The organism is Marinobacter sediminum, from assembly GCF_016820575.1.
GTDB lineage: Bacteria > Pseudomonadota > Gammaproteobacteria > Pseudomonadales > Oleiphilaceae > Marinobacter > Marinobacter sediminum.
Window position 1 is genome coordinate 1,352,730 of record NZ_JAEMQH010000002.1, and the last position, 20,958, is coordinate 1,373,687.

The 20,958-nt window shown below is 59.3% G+C and carries 16 protein-coding genes and 3 tRNA genes; 6 read left to right on the top strand and 13 right to left on the bottom strand.

Going from position 1 to position 20,958, the window contains the following annotated elements; genetic code table 11:
• Nucleotides 1-60: 60 nt before the first annotated feature.
• Complete coding sequence (locus tag FGO67_RS12995) at nt 61-1,065, bottom strand: DctP family TRAP transporter solute-binding subunit (RefSeq protein WP_203301062.1); 1,005 nt, start codon at nt 1,063-1,065, stop codon at nt 61-63.
• Between the two features lie 248 nt (nt 1,066-1,313).
• Here FGO67_RS12995 and imuA point away from each other — a divergent pair, with 248 nt between their 5' ends.
• Genes imuA through FGO67_RS13010 form a run of 3 tightly spaced genes read left to right on the top strand, consistent with a single transcriptional unit; the run spans nt 1,314 to nt 6,548 of the window.
• Entirely contained in the window at nt 1,314-2,003 is a 690-nt protein-coding gene (gene imuA, locus FGO67_RS13000; protein WP_203301063.1) for a translesion DNA synthesis-associated protein ImuA, read from the top strand.
• Between the two features lie 7 nt (nt 2,004-2,010).
• Complete coding sequence (locus FGO67_RS13005) at nt 2,011-3,429, top strand: Y-family DNA polymerase (RefSeq protein ID WP_203301064.1); 1,419 nt, start codon at nt 2,011-2,013, stop codon at nt 3,427-3,429.
• A complete protein-coding gene (locus FGO67_RS13010) occupies nt 3,429-6,548 on the top strand; it encodes an error-prone DNA polymerase (RefSeq protein ID WP_203301065.1) in 3,120 nt (1,039 codons plus the stop codon). The genes FGO67_RS13005 and FGO67_RS13010 overlap by 1 nt, the downstream gene beginning before the upstream one ends.
• Before the next feature lie 221 nt (nt 6,549-6,769).
• On the opposite strand, the gene FGO67_RS13015 is transcribed toward FGO67_RS13010, so the two are convergent.
• The 4 genes from FGO67_RS13015 to dbpA form a co-directional block, all read right to left on the bottom strand.
• Nucleotides 6,770-8,104, bottom strand: coding sequence for a sodium ion-translocating decarboxylase subunit beta (locus FGO67_RS13015; RefSeq protein WP_238942359.1), 1,335 nt, complete (start codon nt 8,102-8,104; stop codon nt 6,770-6,772).
• 14 nt (nt 8,105-8,118) lie between these two features.
• Nucleotides 8,119-9,909 (bottom strand): sodium-extruding oxaloacetate decarboxylase subunit alpha, encoded by a 1,791-nt coding sequence (gene oadA / locus FGO67_RS13020; RefSeq protein ID WP_203301067.1) that lies wholly within the window; start codon nt 9,907-9,909, stop codon nt 8,119-8,121.
• 40 nt (nt 9,910-9,949) lie between these two features.
• A complete protein-coding gene (locus tag FGO67_RS13025) occupies nt 9,950-10,201 on the bottom strand; it encodes an OadG family protein (protein WP_203301068.1) in 252 nt (83 codons plus the stop codon).
• A gap of 224 nt (nt 10,202-10,425) precedes the next feature.
• Nucleotides 10,426-11,799, bottom strand: a complete 1,374-nt coding sequence (dbpA, locus tag FGO67_RS13030; RefSeq protein WP_203301069.1) for an ATP-dependent RNA helicase DbpA — start codon at nt 11,797-11,799, stop codon at nt 10,426-10,428.
• A 127-nt stretch (nt 11,800-11,926) separates the two neighbouring features.
• Here dbpA and FGO67_RS13035 point away from each other — a divergent pair, with 127 nt between their 5' ends.
• Both FGO67_RS13035 and FGO67_RS13040 read left to right on the top strand, forming a co-directional pair.
• Complete coding sequence (locus FGO67_RS13035) at nt 11,927-12,463, top strand: DUF2058 domain-containing protein (protein ID WP_203301070.1); 537 nt, start codon at nt 11,927-11,929, stop codon at nt 12,461-12,463.
• A 150-nt stretch (nt 12,464-12,613) separates the two neighbouring features.
• Nucleotides 12,614-13,114: a CHRD domain-containing protein gene (locus FGO67_RS13040; RefSeq protein WP_338039569.1), complete on the top strand. Its 501-nt coding sequence runs from the start codon at nt 12,614-12,616 to the stop codon at nt 13,112-13,114.
• 60 nt (nt 13,115-13,174) lie between these two features.
• On the opposite strand, the gene FGO67_RS13045 is transcribed toward FGO67_RS13040, so the two are convergent.
• The 6 genes from FGO67_RS13045 to alaS form a co-directional block, all read right to left on the bottom strand.
• A tRNA-Arg gene (locus FGO67_RS13045) sits at nt 13,175-13,251 on the bottom strand.
• A 27-nt stretch (nt 13,252-13,278) separates the two neighbouring features.
• Nucleotides 13,279-13,355, bottom strand: a tRNA-Arg gene (locus tag FGO67_RS13050).
• Nucleotides 13,356-13,417: 62 nt separating this feature from the next.
• Nucleotides 13,418-13,507: transfer RNA gene (locus tag FGO67_RS13055), tRNA-Ser, on the bottom strand.
• 126 nt (nt 13,508-13,633) lie between these two features.
• Nucleotides 13,634-13,831, bottom strand: a complete 198-nt coding sequence (gene csrA / locus FGO67_RS13060) for a carbon storage regulator CsrA (RefSeq protein ID WP_007155535.1) — start codon at nt 13,829-13,831, stop codon at nt 13,634-13,636.
• A 189-nt stretch (nt 13,832-14,020) separates the two neighbouring features.
• The gene (locus FGO67_RS13065) at nt 14,021-15,259 is read right to left on the bottom strand and encodes an aspartate kinase (protein ID WP_203301071.1); all 1,239 of its coding nucleotides are present in this window, start codon (nt 15,257-15,259) and stop codon (nt 14,021-14,023) included.
• 108 nt (nt 15,260-15,367) lie between these two features.
• The gene (gene alaS / locus FGO67_RS13070) at nt 15,368-17,998 is read right to left on the bottom strand and encodes an alanine--tRNA ligase (protein WP_203301072.1); all 2,631 of its coding nucleotides are present in this window, start codon (nt 17,996-17,998) and stop codon (nt 15,368-15,370) included.
• Nucleotides 17,999-18,138: 140 nt separating this feature from the next.
• Between alaS and FGO67_RS13075 the strand changes: the two genes are divergently transcribed.
• On the top strand, nt 18,139-18,672 hold the full coding sequence (locus tag FGO67_RS13075; RefSeq protein WP_203301073.1) for an RDD family protein: 534 nt from the start codon (nt 18,139-18,141) through the stop codon (nt 18,670-18,672).
• Nucleotides 18,673-18,687: 15 nt separating this feature from the next.
• Here the strand turns inward: FGO67_RS13075 and lptG are convergent, their stop codons facing one another.
• Both lptG and lptF read right to left on the bottom strand, forming a co-directional pair.
• On the bottom strand, nt 18,688-19,749 hold the full coding sequence (gene lptG / locus FGO67_RS13080; RefSeq protein WP_203301074.1) for an LPS export ABC transporter permease LptG: 1,062 nt from the start codon (nt 19,747-19,749) through the stop codon (nt 18,688-18,690).
• Entirely contained in the window at nt 19,742-20,845 is a 1,104-nt protein-coding gene (gene lptF / locus FGO67_RS13085; protein ID WP_203301075.1) for an LPS export ABC transporter permease LptF, read from the bottom strand. Before lptF ends, lptG begins: the two co-directional genes overlap by 8 nt.
• Nucleotides 20,846-20,958 lie beyond the last annotated feature (113 nt).

A 20,958-nucleotide genomic window follows, 5' to 3' on the forward strand; every position in this document is an offset into this window, starting at 1 on the left:
CCGCCAGCGGGCGGGTGCTTTCACAGACAGCGCCTGGGGTTAGGGGTTAGGGGTAAGGGTTTAGCGGTTAGCCACGGCTTCCTGAGCCTGCTCAACCAGATCCTCACCAATGCGGTCGGTCCACTTGTCGTACACGGGGCGGGTTGCCTCAACAAAGGCAGCGTGTTGCTCCGGGGTCAGTTCAACCACCTGCACGCCACGCTCTTTGATGGCCGCCAGGGTCGCTTCCAGTTCACCACGGGATTTTTCGATCTCCCACTGGCCGGCATCAATGGCCGCCTGCTTGAGCAGGGCCTGGTCTTCCGGATTGAACTGGCTCCACACCCGGTTGCTCACCGCAAACACCAGGGGATCGGCCATGTAGTGCCACAGAGTAAGATGCTCCTGCCCAACCTGGTCGATACGGGCAACGTCAAACACCGAAATTGGATTTTCCTGGCCATCCACAGCGCCGGTGGTCAGCGCAGGCTTGGCGTCGGCCCAGCTCATTTGGGTCGGGTTCGCGCCCAGTGTGGTGAAGGTATCCTGGAACAGCGGAGAGCCAACCACCCGGATTTTCAGACCCTCAACATCCGAGGGGCCGGTGATCTTGCGCTTGGAGTTAGACAGCTCGCGAAAGCCATTCTCGCCCCACGCCAGCGGGGTAACACCGCGCTTCTTGATTGCCTCGAAAATAGCCTCACCGGCCTCACCCTGGGTAATGGCATCGATGGCTTCGTAATCCGGCATCAGGAACGGCAGAGAAAACAGGTTCAGCTCCGGCACCTGGGGCGACCAGTTGATGGTGGAGCCAACCGCCATGTCGATCAGGCCCGAACGCATGGCGGAAAATTCCTTGGTCTGGTCCCCGGAAACCAGCTGGGAGTTGCTGTAAATCTTCATGTTGATACGCCCGTCTGAGCGCTCCCGCACCAGTTCAACCCATTTGTCGGCAGCCTGGCCCCACGGAAACGCAGACGGCAGGACGGTGGAAACGGTGTATTCATCCTTGTATTGGGCGGTCGCCGCAGCACTGAACAGCAGGGTTGCGGCTGTGGTAGCCAGGAGGATCCGGCGTTTCAACATGTCTTTTTCCTTTTTATGGTTATGAATATCCAGCTGGTCACGCTGTAACAGCGTAAATCTACAGCACCAGCAGGCGATTATAGAAGGGGGTTTTAACGAGACGCAAAAATAAAAAGTCTATATAGAATATATGAAAATCAGTTTTACAAATTACTCCTTCCTCCCCCCACTGTTCCCCTCACCCATGCCTTGAAATCTGCCCCTATTCAGAATACTGTATATTTAAACAGTATTCTGAGATATTTCCCATGAGCGAGCTTCTGAACACACTGATGCAAGATGCCCGTGTCTGGCAGGGGCACAAGCACCAGCAAACCACCCAACCGGCCGAGCCCACTGGCTACCAGGTGCTGGATAACCAGCTCGGTGGCATCGGCTGGCCCCGGGGTGCGCTGAGTGAATGCCTGCTGGATGCACCCGGCATTGGCGAGCTGCACCTGCTGCTGCCGTTAATGCAGCGGTTGTCCCACAACGGTAAAACCATATTCTGGCTGAATCCGCCGCACACACCCTATGCCCCGGCGCTGGCCCGGGAAGGCGTGAATCTGGATCAGGTGGTGATGATCCACACCGAAGAAGCCGGCGATTTCCTGTGGACCCTGGAAAACTGCCTGCGCTCGCCGGTGACCGGTCTGGTGATGGCCTGGCCCGGCAAGCTGGCGTCCCGGGATATCCGGCGCCTGCAGCTAGCGGCAGAAGCCGGCAGCAACGTGTGCGTGCTCTTCCGCGAACGCCGCTATGCCGAGCAGAATTCGCCCGCCGCCCTGCGCCTGGAACTGGAACCCGGCGACAACCAGGAGCTGAAGATCAACATCGTGAAACGCCGCGGCAGCTGGCCCGGCCAACGCTGTGCCCTGGCCATGGCGCACCGGGCCGATCTGGCCTTCCGCGAGGCGCCCCGCGTGGTTCAGGGCCCCTGGCCCACCTCTACCCGGTAAATTCGCGATGCTCTGGTTGTATCTGCACTTCCCGCACCTGCTGCTGGACCACATTCGCCGCACCCGCGAGGAAACCGGCGCGCTGGTGATTGTCGAGGGGTCCGGGCAAAAAGTGATACAGGCCTGCCCGGAAGCCCGGGACCAGGGCGTGCATGGCGGCATGCGCCTGAAAACCGCCATCAGCCTGGTGCCAGAGCTGGGCACCGTGCGTGCCGACCAGCAACAGGAAGCCCGCATTCTGGAAGATCAGGCCCGCTGGCTGTATCGCTACGCCGCCCACATTGTGCTGGTGCCACCGGATGGCCTGATGGCGGAAATCGGCAGCCTGCAGCGGCTGTATGGCGGCCTGCCAGCGGCCTGGCAAACCGTGGAGCAGGCCCTGGACGAGCGGCAGCTCATCGCCTGGCCGGGCCTTGGCCACACGCCCCTGGCGGCCCGCCTGATTGCCCGTGCCGGCAAGGGTGAATGCACCGATGATAAGGGCCACATTCAACGCACCCTGGGCCAGATGCCGCTACTGGCGGCGGAGTTTGATGCCCGCACCTGTACCCGCCTGCAACGGCTGGGGCTGAACACCCTGGGGGAAGTCTTTGCCCTGCCGGCGGCCGAACTGGCGCGCCGGCTGTCCCCGGAAACCCTGGCCCGCGTCCAGAAAATCCAGGGCACCCGGCCTGACCCACAAGCGCCCTGGCAGCCGCCGCACCACTTTCGCCAGCAAGCGGATTTTGTGCAGGAAATCGAACAGTCCCAGGGGCTGCTGTTCCCGCTGCAGCGTATCCTGGCGGAACTGGAGGAAGACCTGTGCTGGCGCCAGCAGGAAACCGACAGCCTGTTGCTGGTGCTTCAACACCGGCACGAAGAACCCTCCCGCCTGCGCATCCGCACATCTGGCCCGGAGCATCGGGCCGAGGCATTCCTGAATCTGGTTCGCCTGCGCTTTGAGCAGCACCCCTTACGGGCGCCGGTCATGTCGCTGCAGTTGTCGGTAAAACGCTTTTTAGGCCGGGAGGCAGACACCGGGCAGGATCTTCTCGGCGAATCCCAGGATCTGAACGAAGCCTGGCACACTCTGATGAGCCGGCTACAGGCCCGGCTGGGCGACCAGGCCCTGCAACAGCTGTCGCCCCAGGCCGACCACCGCCCGGAACGGGCCTGGACTGCTTCCGGCGTTCAACGCAACAACCGGCCGGCGGCCACTATGAATGACCAACTGCCGCGCCGCCCCCTGTGGTTACTGCAGGGGCCACAACCGCTCACGGAAGCGCCAACCGCCTGGTTTGCCGGCCCGGAACGGATAAGCGGGGGCTGGTGGGACGGCCAGCGGGTACACCGGGATTACTACATCGCCCAACTGCACAATGGCCAACTGGCCTGGGTGTTCCGGGATGTCCGCGACGGCTGGTTTGTGCATGGATGGTTTGGCTGATGACGGAATCCGCCTACGCCGAGCTGTTCTGCTTCAGCAACTTCACTTTTCTGACCGGCGCCTCCCACCCCCACGAATTGGCGGAGCGAGCGGCAGAGCTGGGCTATGCCGCCCTGGCCATCACCGATGCCTGTTCGGTGGCCGGTATTCCCCGGGCCTGGGCCGCCCTGAAAGACAGCCCGGTGAAACTGATTACCGGCAGCTGGTTCGAACTGGACGATGCCCCACCCGGCGCCAGCCTGCCCCGGTTCATTTTGCTGGCCCGCACCCGCCGGGGCTATGGCCAGCTATGCCAGCTGATCACCACCGGCCGGCGCCGGGCGGAGAAAGGCCAGTACCAACTGTTGTTCCGAGACGTGGAAACCCACGAGCTGGATGACTGCCTGTGCCTGTGGTTACCGCCCACCCTGGCTGAAGCTAACGCCGACCAGGCCCTGGCCTGTGGCGAATGGCTGCAACGCCTGTTTGAGCCCAGGCTATGGCTTGCGGCGGCCCGCACCCTGGAATCGGGCGAGGAACAGCAACTGGCCCGGGCCCGCTGGCTGGCCGACCAGTTACGCTGCCCCATCACCGCCACCGGCGAGGTGCACATGCACAGCCGTGAACGCCAGCCGCTACAGGACGTACTCACCGCCCTGCGCAACCACACCAACCTGGAACAGGCCGGGCATTGCCTGTTCCAGAATGGCGAGCGCTACCTGCGCCCGGTACCGGTGCTGCAACGCCTGTTCCCGGACACCTGGCTGCGGGAAACCCGGCGGATTGCCGACCAGTGCACTTTCCAACCCGGCAGCCTGCGCTACGAATACCCGCCGGACCTGGTACCCGAAGCAGAAACCCCGGCCGGCTACCTGAAACGCCTGACCCGCGAAGGCGAACGCCGCCGCTACCCGGAGGGCACCCCGCTGACCGTGCAGGCGCTGATCCGCAAAGAGCTGGACCTGATCTCGGAGATGAAGTACGAGCACTACTTCCTCACCATTCACGACATCGTGGCCTTTGCCCGCAGCCAGGGCATTCTCTGCCAGGGCCGGGGGTCGGCCGCCAACTCGGCGGTCTGTTACTGCCTGGGCATCACCGAAGTGAACCCGGCCCGGGTTGAACTGTTGTTCGAACGCTTTATTTCCAAGGATCGCAACGAGCCACCCGACATCGATGTGGACTTTGAACACGAACGCCGGGAAGAAGTCATCCAGTACATCTACCGGCGCTACAGCCGGGAACGGGCGGCCCTGGCGGCCACGGTCATCCGCTATCGCCCCCGCAGCGCCATCCGCGATGTCGGCAAGGCTCTGGGTTTTGATCCGGCTCAGGTAGAGCAATTGCTGGAAGGCATCGACTGGCGCGACAAAGCCACCGGCTGGCGCCAGCAGGTACTCGACAAACGCCTGACCCGCAACCCCAAGGTAGCGGACCAGTTCTTTACCCTGGTGAATACCCTGCTCGGCTTTCCCCGCCACCTGTCCCAGCACGTGGGCGGCTTTGTCATCAGCTCCGGCCCGCTGGCCGAACTGGTGCCGGTGGAAAACGCCGCCATGGCTGACCGCACCGTGATCCAGTGGGACAAAGACGATCTGGAAAGCCTGGGCCTGATGAAAGTCGACGTACTCGCCCTGGGCATGCTGTCCGCCATCCGCAAGGCGCTGGAGCTGATCAGTGATCAAAAGGGCCAAACCTTCCAGATGCAGGACATCCCCCAGGAAGACCGCGCCACCTACGCCATGCTCCAGAAAGGCGACAGCATCGGCGTGTTCCAGGTGGAATCCCGCGCCCAGATCAACATGCTGCCGAGACTGAAACCGGAAACCTTTTACGACCTGGTGATCGAAGTCGCCATTGTCCGCCCCGGCCCGATTCAGGGTGACATGGTGCACCCCTATCTGCGCCGCAAACACGGGCTGGAACCGGTGAACTACCCTAACGACGCCATCCGAAAAGTGCTGGAACGCACCCTGGGCGTACCCATCTTCCAGGAACAGGTGATCAAACTGGCCATGGTCGCCGCCGGCTTCTCCGCCGGCGAGGCCGACCAACTACGCCGGGCCATGGCGGCCTGGAAATCCCACGGCGATCTCACCCAGTTCCGGGAAAAACTCATCACCGGCATGCTCGAGCGCGGCCACGATGCCAACTTCGCCGAACGGTTGTATGAGCAAATCTGCGGCTTTGGCGGCTACGGCTTCCCGGAATCCCACTCCGCCAGCTTTGCGTTGCTGGTGTACGTCTCGGCCTGGATAAAATGCCACTACCCGGCTGCCTTCTACTGCGCCCTGCTCAACAGCCAACCCATGGGTTTTTACTCACCGTCACAACTGGTACAGGATGCCCGCCGCCATGGCGTTGCTGCATTGCCAATTGATGTTAACCACAGCCAATGGGACCACACCCTGGAAGGCCCCGAACGCCAACTGCGCCTGGGCCTTCGACTAGTCCAGGGCCTATCCGCCAAAGGCGCCGAACGCCTGTGCCAACAGCGCCCGGCCCAGGGCTACCGCTCCACCAGCGAACTGCGCCAGCGCGCCAGCCTGAACCAGCGCGACATGGAACTGCTCGCCGGCGCCAACGCCATGCCCGGCTTCACAGACAACCGGCACCAGGCCTACTGGCAACTACTCGGCCACGAACAACCCGCCGAACTCTTCGCCGCCGAAGCGGCCGAAACCTACACGCAGGAAGCCTGCGAACAACTACCGGAGCCCACCGAAGGCCAGAACGTACTCGCCGATTACGCCAGCCAGGGCCTGACCCTGCAGCGCCATCCCCTTGCCCTACTCCGGGAACAAGGCCATTTGCAGTTCTGCCTGAGCGCCGAACAACTCCAGCAAACCGAGGCCGGCCGCCCAGTCCAGGTCGCCGGTCTGGTCACCGGCCGCCAACGCCCCGGCTCCGCCTCCGGCGTCACCTTCGTGACCCTGGAAGACGAAACCGGCAACGTGAACGTGGTGGTCTGGCTCGAAACCGCCCGCCGCCAGCGCAAACCGCTGCTAACTGCACGGCTGCTGCATGTGAAAGGGGTACTGGAAAGAGAGGGCAATATCATCCACGTGATGGCCGGAAAGCTGTCCGACCTGAGCCACTTGATTAAGACCCTCCCGGTCGACTCCCGGGATTTTCATTAGTTTTAGAAGCCTGAACCGTGGCTGCGAGCGCCTGTGTGGAAGCCCTTTTCAGGAATGTTGGAGGCCATGGACGGCCGGAAACAAGCGCACATGGATGTGCTCGTAGCGGTTCCTGAAAAGGGCTTTCACACAGGAGCCACCACCAAATTCGAAGCCAAGAAAAAGAAAAACCCCGCTAAGCCAGAAGCCAAGCGGGGTTTTCGGTACTGAAGGAACGAAGATCAGCTAAGCAGCTTGATCATCACACCCGCAGCAACTGCAGAGCCGATAACACCAGCCACGTTCGGACCCATGGCGTGCATCAGCAGGAAGTTCTGCGGGTTGGCTTCCAGACCAACCTTGTTGGAAACCCGCGCCGCCATCGGCACCGCAGATACACCGGCAGAACCAATCAGCGGGTTGATCGGATCCTTACTGAACTTGTTCATCAGCTTCGCCATCAGAACACCAGAGGCGGTGCCCACACCGAAGGCAACGATACCCAGACCCAGGATACCCAGAGTCTGGCCATCCAGGAACTTGTCGGCCATCAGCTTGGAGCCAACCGACAGGCCAAGGAAGATCGTCACGATGTTGATCAGCGCGTTCTGGGCAGTGTCGCTCAGACGCTCAACCACGCCACACTCACGCATCAGGTTACCGAAGCAGAACATACCCAGCAGCGGCGCTGCATCAGGCAGGAACAGAACGACGGCAATCAGTACGACCAGCGGGAAGACAATCTTCTCCTTCTTGCTGACCGGACGAAGCTGAGTCATCTTGATGGCCCGCTCATCCTTGTTGGTGAGCGCCTTCATGATCGGCGGCTGAATCATCGGAACCATCGCCATGTAAGCGTAGGCCGAGACAGCGATTGCACCCAGCAGATGCGGTGCCAGCACGCTAGCCACATAGATAGACGTTGGGCCGTCCGCACCACCGATGATACCGATGGCCGCAGCTTCCAGGATGTTGAAGTCCAGAACACCGGTCCAGTCCAGAAGCGCCGCACCAATAACAGTACCGAAGATACCGAACTGTGCCGCCGCACCCAGAAGCATGGTCTTCGGGTTTGCGAGCAGAGGACCGAAATCGGTCATCGCGCCCACACCCATGAAGATCAACAGAGGACCAATGGTGCTGCCGATAACCACTGAGTAGAAGTTATACAGCATGCCATTGCCATAACCGGCGTCCTGGGCCACAGCATTCGCCATCGCCATTTCGGAATAATTAGCCTCTTTCACCGCCACCTTAAAGGCTTCCTTCAGCTCAGGCGTGATCGCCTGGCCAGCCTGGTAAGCCACATCCAGCTGCGCCGCCAGAGCGGCCAGCAACTGAGTCGCCTCGCTCTTCAGGCCAAAGTGGATGGCATTTTCCGCCGCAGTCAGGGCCAGCCCTGCCTCCGGAATGTTCGCCAGAATGCCACCGAACCCAATGGGTACCAGCAGCAGTGGCTCAAACCCCTTGCGAATCGCAAGGAACAGAAGAAGAAGACCGATGGCGATCATGATCACCTGGCCCAATTCGATGTTGAACAGGCCACTGCCTGTCCAGAGCGTCATAATTTTATCCATGGAATGCTGGCCCTTTATGCGATTGTCAGCATTTCATCATCAGGAGAGACGGCATCACCGACCTTGATGAAGACTTCGCCGATAGTACCGGCCTTGGGTGCGCGAACCTCAGTTTCCATCTTCATGGCTTCGAGGATAATCATCACGTCACCTTCTTCCACAACGTCGCCCGGTGAGACCAGAACCTTGAAGATGTTGCCGCCCAGAGGCGCAACAACCGGCTCACCTTCACCTGCAGCAGGTGCAGGCGCAGCAGACCCTGCAGCCGGAGCTGAGGCAGCACCGCCCTCGCCCTGGATCTGGGTGATCTCGCCACCTTCAGATACCGCAACCACGAACTTCTTGCCGTTAACATCAACGGTGTAAGTCTCGGGTCCGCCAGCCTTCTTGGCAGGTGCGGCGTCTTCAGCAGTCGGTACCGGCTCAAACGCGTCCGGGTTGCCACGGTTTTCCAGGAACTTCAGGCCGATCTGCGGGAACAGTGCGTAGGTCAGCACGTCGTCCTCAACATTGTCGGCCAGCTTGATGCCTTTCTCGTCCGCCAGCTTCTTCAGCTCGTCGGTCAGCTTGTCCATCTCAGGCTCAAGCACGTCCGCCGGACGGCAGGTCATCACTTCCTTGCCATCGAGAACACGCTCCTGCAGCTCCTTGTTCATCGGAGCCGGTGCCGCACCGTACTCGCCTTTAAGGATTGCAGAGGTTTCCTTGGAGATAGACTTGTAACGCTCGCCGGTCAGCACGTTCAGTACCGCCTGGGTACCGACAATCTGGGAGGTTGGCGTTACCAGCGGGATGAAGCCCAGATCTTCACGAACCTTGGGAATCTCGTCCAGAACCTGGTCAAACTTGTCGCTCGCGTTCTGTTCGCGCAGCTGGTTTTCCATGTTCGTCAGCATGCCGCCCGGAACCTGAGCAATCAGGATGCGGGAATCGGTGCCCCGGAGGCTGCCCTCAAACTTCGCGTACTTCTTACGAACTTCGCGGAAGTAGCTGGCAATTTCTTCAAGCAGGTTCAGGTCCAGGCCGGTATCACGGTCTGTGCCTTCAAGAATCGCCACAACCGCCTCGGTGGGCGAATGGCCATAGGTCATGCTCATGGAAGAAATGGCGGTATCCACGTTGTCGATGCCGGCTTCCGCGGCCTTGATGGCGGTGGCGGTAGACATGCCGGTAGTCGCGTGGCACTGCATGTGAATCGGGATATCCAGTTCTTTCTTCAGGCGGCTGACCAGATCAAAGGCCACATACGGCTTGAGGATACCCGCCATGTCCTTGATGGCGATCGAGTCCGCGCCCATGTCGGCAACTTCTTTCGCCAGCTCTACCCACATGTCGATGGTGTGCACCGGGCTTGTGGTGTAGGCAATGGTGCCCTGGGCGTGCTTGCCGGTCTTACGAACGGCCTTGATGGCACGATCCAGGTTACGCGGATCGTTCATTGCGTCGAAAATCCGGAACACGTCTACGCCGTTCTCGGCGGCACGCTCACAGAAACGGTCGACGACGTCGTCCGCGTAATGACGGTAGCCCAACAGGTTCTGGCCACGCAGCAGCATCTGCTGTTGAGTGTTAGGCATCGCCTTTTTCAGTTCACGAATGCGCTCCCAGGGGTCTTCGCCCAGGTAACGGATGCAGGAATCGAAGGTAGCTCCACCCCAGGATTCCAAAGACCAGAAACCAACCTTGTCGAGTTTCTCGGCAATGGGAAGCATGTCATCAAGTCGCATGCGGGTGGCAAGCAGGGACTGGTGGGCGTCACGCAGGATAACGTCCGTAATCCCCAGCGGTTTCTTAGTGTCAGTCATCGTGTCAGCCTTCTGTTTAAAGGTTCTATCTAGTACCGGGTCACTTCTTGTGGCGTGACCGGAATTGTGCAATTGCCTTCTTGATGGCCTCGGCGGTGTCCGGATCAACCGACGCAGGCGCCTTGGGCTTGGCACGTGGTGTTTTCGCCGGGGTTGCCGGCTCTGGCGGCGCAAACCGGGCAATCAGCTTGGACATGAGCAGCGTTGCGAACACCAGCACTACCAGGAATGCAAACACAAATCCCATGCCGGCAATCATCAGATCCGCGGCTTGTGACATCAGGTCATTCATATCGAATAGCTACCTGTTTCTGGTTTGTTGATTTCCCCGAATTGCCTGGTTAGACCAGTTCTACTAAAGTCTTAGGCCACACCAAGACAGTTCGGGAGGCAAAATCCTGCGTAATTTACCGTTTTAGCCTGCCATGAGCAACCTAAATGCAAATTACTATACGGGGTTTCCGAGCCGTTCACCTGAATTTCATACTGCATTAACCGGGGCCACAGCGCCCCATTTCACGCATATCGAACGCGTATTTTCCGGCCCTTGATTCGCCCACTCTCAAGTCGCTTCAGCGCCTTATCGGCGACACTTCTCTCTACGGCCACAAAACACTGAAAATCGAACAGGTCGATTTTCCCGACCGCCTTGCCCGGAATCCCGGCTTCGCCTGTGAGTGCTCCCAGAACATCACCCGGACGAATTTTCTCCTTGCGGCCGCCGGCGATGCATAGGGTTGCCATGGCAGGTTTAACCGGCTGCAGCGGTACCGCCATCAGCGCCTCGGTATCGCCCCATTCCGCCGCCTGGCCACGGTCTGATTCCAGACGGTTGATCTTGTGGCCCTTCGAGGGAGTGCAGAAGGTCACCGCCAGGCCCTGCTCACCCGCGCGTCCGGTACGCCCTACCCGGTGGGTATGAACCTCGCTGTCACGCGCCGGCTCGGCGTTAATCACCAGCGGCAGGGATTTGATATCAAGCCCACGAGCCGCCACATCCGTCGCCACCAACACCGAACAGCTTTGATTGCCGAAGCGCACCAGCACACTGTCGCGGTCCCGCTGTTCCAGGTCACCGTGTAACGCCAGCGCCGAAAACCCGCGCTGGCGCAATGCCTCGGCCAGCTCGTCGCACTGCTGCTTCATGGTGCAGAACACGATGCAGGACGCCGGCTGCCGCTCCGACAACAGCGCCATCACCGCATCCTGGGCAGTGCCAGGGGCGATTTCGTAGAACAGCTCCTGGATATCGGGATTGCCCTTCTTGGCCTCGGCCCGAACGTCCTCTGGTTCACGCTGATAGCGGCCACTGAGCGCGCGAATCGTCTCAGGCCAGGTGGCGGAAAACATCAGGGTCTGACGGGAATCGGGAGTTTGCCCCAGAATGTCTTCCATGGCCTCTTCAAAGCCCATGTCCAGCATCCGGTCCGCCTCATCCAGAACTACGGTATTTACCCGGTCCAGTGTCAGGGTGCCCTTGCGCAGGTGATCCTGAATGCGTCCTGGAGTGCCCACCACGATGTGAGCGCCGTGGCTCAGAGAGCCAATCTGGGGCCCAATCGATACCCCACCGCACAGAGTCAGGATCTTTACATTATCCCGGGCGCGCGCGAGTTCCCGGAGCGCCTTGGCCACCTGGTCCGCCAGCTCCCGAGTCGGGCACAGTACCAGGCCCTGAACCGCAAACAGGCGCGGATTGAGGTGCTCGATCAGACCAATCCCGAAGGCTGCGGTCTTGCCACTTCCGGTCTGGGCCATGGCAATGACATCCTTTTTCGCCAAGCATGGGGGCAAGGCTTTCGCCTGAATTTCGGTAGGCTGCTCGAATCCAAGCTGCTCTAGGTTGGAGGCCATAGCCGGGGAAAGACCAAACTCTTTAAAGGAAGGCATACGGGAAAATCCTGAAATCGGGGCTGCGAATTGTGGAGGCACATTAGTGAGGGCGTATACTACCGCATCAGGATACCAGAGTTTGTCACCAATTAACTGAGTTACCGGGAGCCACGAGGAGTTACCAATGCCTTCCCTGCAGGACCAGCTACTGAAAGCCGGCCTGGCCGACGAGAAAAAGGCCAAGGCTATTCGCACCGAGAAACGCAAAAAGCGCAAGGCCCAGCCCAAGGGTGCGGTGCAGGAAAACGAGGCCGAGATTCGGGCGCGCCAGGCCCGTGAAGAAAAAGCCGAGCGAGACCGGGAACTGAACCGGCAACGCCAGCAAGAGGCCAACAAGAAGGCCATCCAGGCCCAGATCCGCCAGCTGGTAAGCACCAACCGCCTGGATCGAAGCCGGGGCGAAACCTCCTACCAGTTCGTGCACGACAAGAAGATCAAGAAGATCTTTGTCGACGACACCATGGTGGACCAACTGTCCCGGGGCCGACTGGCTATCGTGTTCGTGAACGACAACTACGAGCTGGTTGCCGAGGGAGTGGCCCGGAAAATCCAGGAGCGGGACGAAACCGCTGTAGTGGTCCTGCACGACCGAAAGACCGATGACACCGGTGAGGACGACCCTTATGCCGGGTACGAGATTCCCGACGATTTGATGTGGTAATCACCTGGGTCGGGCAGCCCATCAACTGCCCGACCAAAATTATTTATCCCTGCCTGCAACCTTTTACCCGTCTGAAACGCATCTCCTAGGCAGTCCAACCCTTTGTTCTGCTCCAGACTTTTTAAAGCAGATACCGACAGGAGATACATCGTGAAAAAACTGACAATGAACGCCCTGCTTACAGCAATCGCCGCAACCTCACTGGGCCTCGCCTCTACCGCCTATGCGGGCCACACCAATCACGTACTCGACGCCAAGCTGAGCGGAGCAGAGATGATCGGCTCCATGGGCGACAGCGACGGCAAGGGTTACGCCCACGTCTTCGGTATCGACGGCGACCCCACCACCCTGTGCTATGTGGTGCAGGTGCAAAACATCCAGACCGTACCCGTCAAGGAAGGCATGGCTGCCCACATCCACGAAGCGGGCAAAGGCATGAATGGCGCCCCGGTGGCAATGCTGGCAGGCCCGGAAGATGGCGATGCCGCTGATTGCCTGACCGAAGGCGAGGAAGGCAAGTTCCCCACCGGCGAAGCCGGCATTGTTCAACGCATTCTGGAGAATCCGTCGGACTTCTACATTAACGTGCACAACCCCGAATTTCCCAAGGGTGCGGTACGCGGCCAGCTGATGGGCCCTCACGGCATGTAAGACGGGACTTTTCTGCAGGCAATAAAAAACCCCGCTCTTGGCGGGGTTCTTTATTTTATATGGCGCGGCTGGGAGGATTCGAACCTCCGACCGCCTGGTTCGTAGCCAGGTACTCTATCCAGCTGAGCTACAGCCGCTTAAAACTGGGCAAGATATTGAAGAAGTGGCGCGGCTGGGAGGATTCGAACCTCCGACCGCCTGGTTCGTAGCCAGGTACTCTATCCAGCTGAGCTACAGCCGCGCATTCATCACTTGCTGTGGTTGAGTGCTACGTCAACCTGCTCTCGTTTCCAAAAAGGAAAATGGCGGAGAGGGAGGGATTCGAACCCTCGGTACGCTTTCGCGTACGGTTCCTTAGCAGGGAACTGGTTTCAGCCACTCACCCACCTCTCCTTGAGAACGGGGCGTATACTACCATAAGATTTCTGTTTTCATAGGGTTGACACCAATTTTTTTGGCTTCGATTTGCCGAGAAAACAAAAAAGCCGCTCAGGTTTCCCTTGAACGGCTTTTTCTCTGTCAGCTGTTGCCCGGTTCTGGCTCCTCAGAGCCCTTCTCCGACTGTATACGCTGATAGATCTCTTCCCGGTGAACCGCAACTTCCTTTGGCGCGTTGACGCCGATGCGCACCTGATTCCCCTTCACACCTAGGACGGTTACTGTGATTTCGTCACCGACCATCAAGGTTTCGCCAACTCGGCGAGTCAAAATCAACATATCCCTTACTCCCTTTACAGAGCTACCTGTTTCGACAAATGGTTATTCTTGATATACCACAATTTTATAGTGAGGCCACTTGTTGTCCTAAAGACGCGCATCCCTTTATACGAATGCACTTTGCGATAGGGCCAGCAAATGATTCTCTTATTTAACGGGCCTGCCACTTAACCCTGGCAACTGCCCCCTTTAACCTTCTTCCTTTACCGCAAGCTTATCCAGCTCGAACTCACTGTGCAGAGCACGAACCGCCAGCTCGAGATACTTCTCATCAATCACCACGGAAATCTTGATTTCTGACGTGGAGATCATCTGAATATTAATGCCCTCGTTGGACAATGCCTCGAACATCCGGGTGGCCACACCAGCGTGTGAACGCATGCCAACACCCACGATGCTGACCTTGGCAATCTTGCTGTCGCCGCTGACTTCACGGGCACCCAGCTCATCTGCAACACCTTGCAGAACTTCCTTCGCGCGTTTGAAATCGTTGCGATGCACGGTGAAGGTAAACGCGGTCTTATTATCTTCGCCCACATTCTGAACGATCATGTCTACTTCAATATTAGCATTACTCACCGGCTTCAGAATTCGAAGTGCACTCCCCGGCGTATCGGGAACGCCGGCAATGGTCAGTTTTGCTTCGTCGCGGTTAAAGGCGATGCCGGAAACAACCGGTTGCTCCATGGCGTTTTCATCCTCAAAAGTAATCAGGGTACCTTCACCTTCCTGGAAGCTGGAAAGAACCCGTAATGGAACGTTGTATTTGCCTGCAAATTCGACTGACCGAATCTGGAGAACCTTGGACCCCAGACTCGCCATCTCAATCATTTCTTCAAAGGTGATGCGATCCAGGCGACGAGCGCTGTCGACCACACGGGGATCGGTGGTATATACACCGTCCACGTCCGTATAGATCTGGCATTCGTCTGCCTTCAGTGCAGCTGCCAGGGCAACGGCCGTGGTGTCTGACCCGCCACGACCAAGCGTAGTGATGTTGCCGCACTCATCAATGCCCTGAAACCCGGCCACGACCACAACCCGGCCTGCATCCAGGTCTTCCCGCATCCGCTGCTCATCAATCTGCTTGATGCGCGCCTTGGTGTGGGTGCTGTCGGTAACGATCCGCACCTGGGAGCCGGTGTAAGAACGGGCGGAGCAATTGCGCTTCTGCAATGCCATGGACAGCAGGGCAATGGTGACCTGCTCGCCGGTGGACACCAGCACATCCATTTCCCGGGGCGTCGGCTCCTCCATGATGCTGTTGGCCAGACCAATCAATCGGTTGGTCTCACCGCTCATGGCCGAGACCACAACCACTACATCGTGACCTTCCTTCCGGAAGCGGGCGACCTTATCTGCAACCGCTTCAATACGCTCGGTTGTGCCAACCGACGTGCCACCAAATTTTTGAACCAACAGAGCCATTTTTTTCCCAATATCCGAAACGGTGACTCACAGCGAGGCAGCGCCTCGCCAGTCGTAAGAGATCGTGGGCAGGAGTATACCCTCCTGACCCACCTCACAAACAGTTGCTTAAGCTATATTTTTCGCAATCCACTCAGGCACGCCGGCCAACGCATCCGCCAGCTTGCTCGGATCACTGCCACCACCTTGGGCCATATCAGGTCGGCCGCCGCCCTTGCCATCAACCTGGGCCGCCAGATGCTTCATCAGGTCACCGGCCTTGATCTTGCCGGTGGCAGACTTGGTCACACCGGCCACCAGCGTGACCTTGCCGTCTTCCACACTGGCCAGCACAACCACGCCCTCACCCAGCTTGTTCTTAAGCTGATCGGCGGTTTCCATCAGGGCCTTGCGATCAGCACCTTCCATTTCGGAGGCCACTACTTTGAGACCCGCCACGTCGACAGCGGAACCCGCCAGGTCACTACCGGCGGAGCTTGCCAGCTTGGCTTTGAGGGCATCCACTTCTTTCTCGAGCTGACGGCTGCGATCCAGGGTTTGCTGCACTTTTTCAACGACCGTGTCACGAGTCGCCCGCACCAGGCCGGCAGTGTCGCGCAGAGTACGTTCAGTGCTGTCGACCCACTCCAGCGCGCCCATGCCAGTCACTGCTTCGATACGGCGAACGCCCGAGGAGATGCCGCTTTCAGAAGTGATGCGGAACAGGCCGATGTCACCGGTGCGACCAACGTGGGTGCCGCCGCACAGTTCCACCGAGTAGTTGTCGGTGCCCATGCTCAGCACCCGCACGGTGTCACCGTATTTCTCACCGAACAGAGCCATGGCGCCTTTTTCCTGGGCCTGCTCCATATCCGTGATTTCGGTTTGCACCGGGGTGTTGTCGAGAATCAGCTCATTCACCTTGCGCTCAATCTCAGTCAGTTGCTCTGGTGTAACTGGCTCGAAGTGCGAGAAATCGAAACGCAGTTTGTCCGGATCCACCAGCGAGCCTTTCTGGTTAACGTGTTCACCGAGAATCTTGCGCAGTGCCGCGTGCAGCAGGTGCGTGGCGGAGTGATTGCGCTTGGTGCGCTCACGACGGGCGTGATCAATCCGCGCATCCACCTCCAGACCCGGGAACAGCTCACCTTCGATCAGCGTGCCTACATGAAGGTGGTTCTCGCCTTCCTTGCGAGTGTCGGTAACCTTGAAGCGGCCACCGCTCCAGGTCAGCAGGCCGGTGTCACCCACCTGGCCGCCGGATTCCGCGTAGAACGGCGTGCGCTCCAGTACCACAACCGCTTCGTCACCCGCCTCGGCGTTCTTCTCTTCGCCACCGACAATCACGGTGCGAATGCGCTCGTGGCCATCAATGTTGTCGTAACCGGTGAATTCGGTCTTGCCTTCAAGCTTAAGCCCGGCGGCGTTGTAATCGATACCGAACTTACTCGCGGCACGGGCGCGGTCACGCTGGGCTTCCATGGCTTTCTCGTAGCCATCGTAATCCAGGGTCAGGCCACGCTCGCGGGCAATGTCGTTGGTCAGGTCGACCGGGAAACCGAAGGTGTCGTACAGAGTAAAGATGGTTTCGCCCGGAATCACGTCGCTTTTCAGTTCAGCGATGTCCTGCTCCAGCAGACGCAGGCCTTTGTCCAGAGTTTTGGCAAACTGCTCTTCCTCCTGCAGCAATACCTTTTCAATCTGCTTCAGGCTGCTGACCAGCTGCGGGTAAGCCTCGCCCATCAGGTCAGCCAGGGGCCCGGCGAGCTTGTAGAAAAACGGCTGGGTAGCGCCGAGCTTGTTGCCGTGGCGGGCAGCGCGACGGATGATGCGACGCAGTACAAAGCCCCGGCCTTCGTTGGAGGGCATAACGCCGTCGGAAATCAGGAAGGCGCAGGAACGGATGTGGTCGGCCACCACGCGCAGGCTGGCCTCGCTGGCATCCACACCACCGAGCACGTCAGAGGCTGCTTTCAGCAGGTTCTGGAACAGATCGATCTCGTAGTTGCTGTGTACGCCCTGCAGCACGGCGGTAATACGCTCCAGCCCCATGCCGGTGTCTACGGACGGCTTGGGCAGGTTCAGCATCTCGCCATCAGCGGTGCGGTTGTACTGCATGAAGACCACGTTCCAGATCTCGATATAGCGGTCGCCGTCTTCCTCGGGGCTACCCGGAGGCCCACCGGCCACATCCGGGCCATGGTCGTAGAAGATCTCGGTGCACGGGCCACAGGGGCCGGTGTCGCCCATCTGCCAGAAGTTGTCAGACGCGTAACGGGCACCCTTGTTGTCGCCAATGCGGACAATGCGGTCGGCCGGAACGCCGATTTCCTGGTTCCAGATATCAAAGGCTTCATCGTCTTCGGCGTAAACGGTCACCCACAACTTTTCCTTGGGCAGCTTCAGCCACTCATCACCGGTCAGGAAGGTCCAGGCGTAGTTGATCGCTTCGCGCTTGAAGTAGTCGCCAAAGCTGAAGTTGCCCAGCATTTCAAAGAAGGTGTGATGGCGCGCGGTGTAACCCACGTTTTCCAGGTCGTTGTGCTTGCCGCCGGCACGAACACACTTCTGGGAGGTGGTGGCGCGGGTGTAGTCACGCTCTTCCCGGCCAAGGAATGCGTCCTTGAACTGGTTCATTCCCGCATTGGTAAACAGCAACGTGGGATCGTCCGCCGGAACCAGCGAACTGCTTGAAACAATGGTGTGACCTTGCTGTTTGAAATATTCGAGAAATGCCTGTCGCAACTCAGCGGTTTTCATAGCCCTTTGATACCTTTCCAGAAACTTGCCGTAAATCCGGCGCGTCCGCGATTGAATACGAATACTTACATGCGTGTGCAAATCGGCTACTCTAGCACACGCCGAGAACGGGAAAAACGTGAAACCGCACAGGAGACCCCATGCCCCGACGCTTCCATGATGCCGAAGAACTGTTGCCACCGGCCACCTTTCTGAAGCGTGCACTAGCCATTATCTATGACGGCCTGATCAGTATCGCGGTTCTGCTCGTGGCGACCTGGATTTACACCATGATTGGCGGCTGGATTACCGGCTGGGACAAGTTTGAGTCGATGGCGGAAGCGGGACAGCTGTCCGGAGATCCCGGTCTCACCTTTGCCCTGTTCCTGACCCTGTACCTGTTCTTCGCGTATTTCTGGACTCGCATCGGCCAGACACTGGGCATGCAGGTCTGGCGCATCCGCATCGAGAATCTGGACGGCACCTCAGTGAGCTGGAGCCAGGCTCTTCGCCGCTATGTGACCGCAGCCGCGGTGGTCTTTCTGACCTTGCTGGCAAGCTACTATGTCGGCGCGATCACCCTGATCATTACCCTGCCCGCCTTGCTCGCCCTGTTCTTCCCGATCAATGGCCTGTCAGTCACCGATCGCCTGTCCGGCAGCGTGGTGGTGCAGGTTCCGAAAGAAAGCACATAACCGCCAGCAGCTCGACTAACCGGCCCGGCGCATCAGGATGGCGCCGGCCGCCGCGCTGATGGCAATCGGGATCAGCACCGCCAGCATCGGGTTAAAGCCATACACCAGGCTCATCGGCCCGAGCAGATCCTGCATGTACTTGAACAGCAGGCCCACCAGCAAACCGGTGAACACCCGGAACCCCATGGTCACCGACCGCAGCGGGCCGAAAATAAAGGAAATCGCCACCAGCACCATCACCCCGGTTCCCAGCGGCATCAGGGTCTTTTTCCAGAATGCCAGCCAGTACCGCGACGCGCTCAGGTCCTGCTCTTCCAGATAGCTGGCGTAGGTGTACAGGCCAGACATCGAGAGATTCTCCGGTTTTACGATCAGCACGCTCAGCACCTGGGGCGAGAGCCCAGTCTCCCAACGCATGGACTGCTCGGTTTCCAGCTCTGTTCCTTCCTTTTCAATCAGCGTTCGGCGAACATCCTCCAGGCGCCAGTGATCACCCTGAAAAATACCGCGCTTGGCGAAACTGGCCGATTTCAGCTCCCGCGCCTCGTTGAACCGGAACAGTGACACGCCGTGCAGCACGCCATTGGGCTGCACGGCGTTCAGATGAATAAAGACATCGCCTTCCCGGTGCCATAACCCTTCCGCCGAAGCGACATTGCTGCCGGCACCGAGAGCCACCGCTTTCTCGCTCTGGGCAAGGCGTTCAGCCGGCGGCGCCACGTATTCGCCGATCAGCACACCCAGAACAACAACCACCAAAGCCGGCTTCATGGCCGACCAGACGATGCGTTTCAGTGAAACACCAGCGGCGCGGATGACCGTCAGTTCAGACGAACTGGCCATGGAGCCAAGCCCCACCAGGCAGCCCATAAAGGCGCCCAGCGGCAGATAATCGTAGATACGCCGCGGCAAGGTCAGGGCCACGTACCAGAGCGCTTCCAGGGTCTGGTAGTTGTTGCGGGTGTCTTCCAGCTCAGCGATGAACCCGAAGATCAGGTCCAGCGACAACACCACCACCATAACCAGAAACATGGCACCGCCAACGGTGCGCATGACATAACCGTCAATCCTACGCATGGGTACGCGCCTCCTTCAGTGCCCTGCGCTTATGCAGCCACGCCGGCCCGAATTGCAGCCAGAGCCCAAACGCCAGGAACAGCGCGTGCACCCAGAGCATCCCGATCCACTCCGGCACCTTGCCATCGGCGAGGGCATCGCGGGCAACGATCAGAAGACCCAGGTAGGTGATGTACACCAGCATCGCCGGCAGCAGGTGAAAGAACCGGCCCTGGCGTGGATTAACCCGGCTCAGACGAACCGCCAGCAGGGTCACGATGGGCACAATCAATGGCAACGAGAAGCGCCAGTGCAGGAGCGCACGATCCTCAAGGTTGTCCGACTTCATCAGGGCCAGGGTGCTGAGCCCTTCCTCCAGCTCTCGGGTGCCTTTTTCCCCGCTCTCGATTTTAAGACCGTAGGCTTCGAAGCCGGTGACGTTGTAATCCAGCCGGCCGGGCTCGCCGTTAAAACGGCCCCCTTCTTCCAGAATCAGAAACCGGCTGCCGGTCTCGCCATCGATCAGCTGGGATCCGGAATTGGCGGTGAAGATGGTGATGCCCTCGCCATCCTTGCCGTACTCCGCAATGAATACGCCGCGCAGCTCCCGCTTGTCGTCGCTGAGTCCTTCGGTATAGGTCACACGGTTACCGGCACTGAAATCCTGAAAACGACCGGGCGCCAGCATTTCAAATTCGGTGGCCTGGCGCTGCTCGTTGAAGATCTGCTCCACCTGCTTCATGCCCCAGGGCGATACATACAGACTCATGACTCCGACCACGACCATCACCGGCAGGCTGCCGAGCAGCGTTTTGGTCAGCAGTTGCCGGTCACTCACACCACAGGCGAACAGCACCGTCATTTCGCTTTCGAGGTACATGCGCCCGTACGCCAGCAGAATGCCGATGAACAGGCCCAGCGGCAGGATCAGTTCAAGGAAGCCGGGAAAGCGGAACGCCATAATCGAGAACAGCACATCGGCCGCAATCTCGCCTTCCGCGGCGCTGCCCAGGTACTTCAGGAACCGGCCGCTCATGAACACCAGCAACAGAATGCCGGAGACGGCCACCATACTGATCATCACCTGGCGAATTAGATAACGGAAAATAATGGTCAAAAGGATCTCTCTGCCGGTGCCGGTAAATCATGGAGGAAACAGGTAACTGCGCGTATTCTATGTAACCTTCGGGCCGAATGACAGAGCCGGGACCATACGGACAATCCTGGCGC